This is a genomic window from Sabulicella glaciei (assembly GCF_026183895.1).
Lineage (GTDB): Bacteria > Pseudomonadota > Alphaproteobacteria > Acetobacterales > Acetobacteraceae > Roseococcus > Roseococcus glaciei.
The window spans coordinates 1-1649 of sequence record NZ_JAPFQI010000050.1; the positions used below are offsets into that span (position 1 = coordinate 1).

Here is a 1649-nt window from a genome sequence, read left to right on the forward strand (position 1 = left end):
GCCGGTGACGTTGGCGCAGAAGTCGACGGCCACTGCATCCGACAGGCGGACGTTGTTGCCGCTCGCATCCGTGCCCTGGAACAGCCCGCCGAAGTCGATCGAGCCAGTGAGAGGAGCCGCGTTCACCGCGACGGGCGCGGCGAGGATGGCCAGGCCCAGGGCCATACGCTTCACAATCTGCATGAGCTTTTCCTTGTTTAGTTTGCCAAACAGGCAACATACACCGGCCGTGGCAGGTGTATCAGAGAAGAAGCAAGACCCATGCCAAGTGATCTTTCCGAGGAAATCACTGGAGTTTCTGAAATCCCATACTGTTAAGGCTTGAAGAAGTGTACAGATCTCCGACACTGCTCAAAGTTTCATTGAGGAAGAGAAAAATTCTGCTGACGCATCGCGCGATGGACCAATGACGTGCGTTGTAGACGGAGAAATATTGGGCTGGCGAGGCGTAACTGTGACCGGGACCTCTTTAAGCTTTCATTTTTGTCACACTTTCGGCTCATTTTTGTTTGCGCAAGCGTCCATTGTCTGTATCGCCGCTATCGCTTCACTGATTCAGGGTCAGCCATCTCGGGCCTTGTCGGCTTTTTTTACAATCTCGTTTCCCCAACAGCTCCAGGTGTGAAAAATCCATGCTTGGGCATGGGTTTTCCGAGTTGGCACGGCATTTGCTTTGGATCTTGCTGACGGGCCCACCAGTTCGTTGCTCCCATGGCGGGGCGCAGTTCCAGCAGGTTCAGAAGCACTCACATCACGACGGTCCAAGGAGGACCCAACCAACATGAAGAAGTTCGCACTCCTGGCGACGGCAGCCGCATTTGTTGGCCTAAGCGCGATTGCCCAGGCGGCCCCAATCACCATCATCACCTTCGCCCAGAACACGACTGCCAGGACCATCACGGCCACCGCCAATGGCAGCAACACGCAAACGAGCCTGTCGGGCAACGACGTTGCGGTCACGGTCTCGGGCTATGCCGACAGCACCCCGACCCCCTTCGCGGCCTACCTGAACCTGAATGCGAACAGCACAGGTTCCGCGACGCCCGTGGCTGGCGATGACATCCTTCAGGCCTTCGCCGGCACCTTCACCATCACCTCGGGCACGGGTGGTACGGGCACCAACTACCTGTCCGGCAGCTTCTCCGACGTCGCGCTGAGCGGTTCGCGCATCGGCGGGCCGGCGGGAGGTTACCAGGCGAGCCTGATCGCCACCCAGCCGCCCGGGACCGTCAATTTTACCTCTGATCAGATCCCAGCCTCCCATCTGCAGGATCCGTCCTCGGTCGGCTTCACCTTCACGGCGCTGTCCCAGGCCTTCAACATCTGCGGCTCGACGGTCTGCAGCTTCACAGCAAGCGTCAGCGGCAACGCGAGTGCTTCGCAGGTCGCCGTGCCCGCCCCAGCCGGTCTGGCCTTCCTCGGCCTGGGACTGCTCGGCCTCGCCGCCGTGCGCCGCAAGGTCGCAGCCTGAACACAAGCCGCGCGCTCTAGCGGTATGAGAAAGGAGGGGCGGCCCCGGTTCGCAAGAGCCGGGGCCGCTTCTGCGCGCGACGCGCAACTGCTGGAGGATCGGTCGGGCAGCCAGCCCAAGCCGCCCAGGGCCGAGGGCGGCCCCCCCCCTGTCTGGAAGGCAAAGCCGCCGGGCCCCC

2 protein-coding genes are annotated in these 1649 nt (G+C 61.4%); one reads left to right on the plus strand and one right to left on the minus strand.

Annotated features, from left to right (window positions below; all coding sequences use genetic code 11):
• Positions 1–183: hypothetical protein (locus tag OF850_RS23305; RefSeq protein ID WP_301592643.1), on the minus strand; the 183-nt coding region annotated here is incomplete at its 3' end.
• Between the two features lie 598 nt (positions 184–781).
• On the opposite strand from OF850_RS23305, the gene OF850_RS23310 reads away from it, so the two are divergent.
• Entirely contained in the window at positions 782–1471 is a 690-nt protein-coding gene (locus tag OF850_RS23310) for a hypothetical protein (RefSeq protein WP_301592799.1), read from the plus strand.
• Positions 1472–1649: the final 178 nt, after the last annotated feature.

Coding starts and splice junctions, on each gene's coding strand:
- OF850_RS23310 (WP_301592799.1), top strand. CDS start 782: ATGAAGAAGTTCGCACTCCTGGCGACGGCAGCCGCATTTGTTGGCCTA.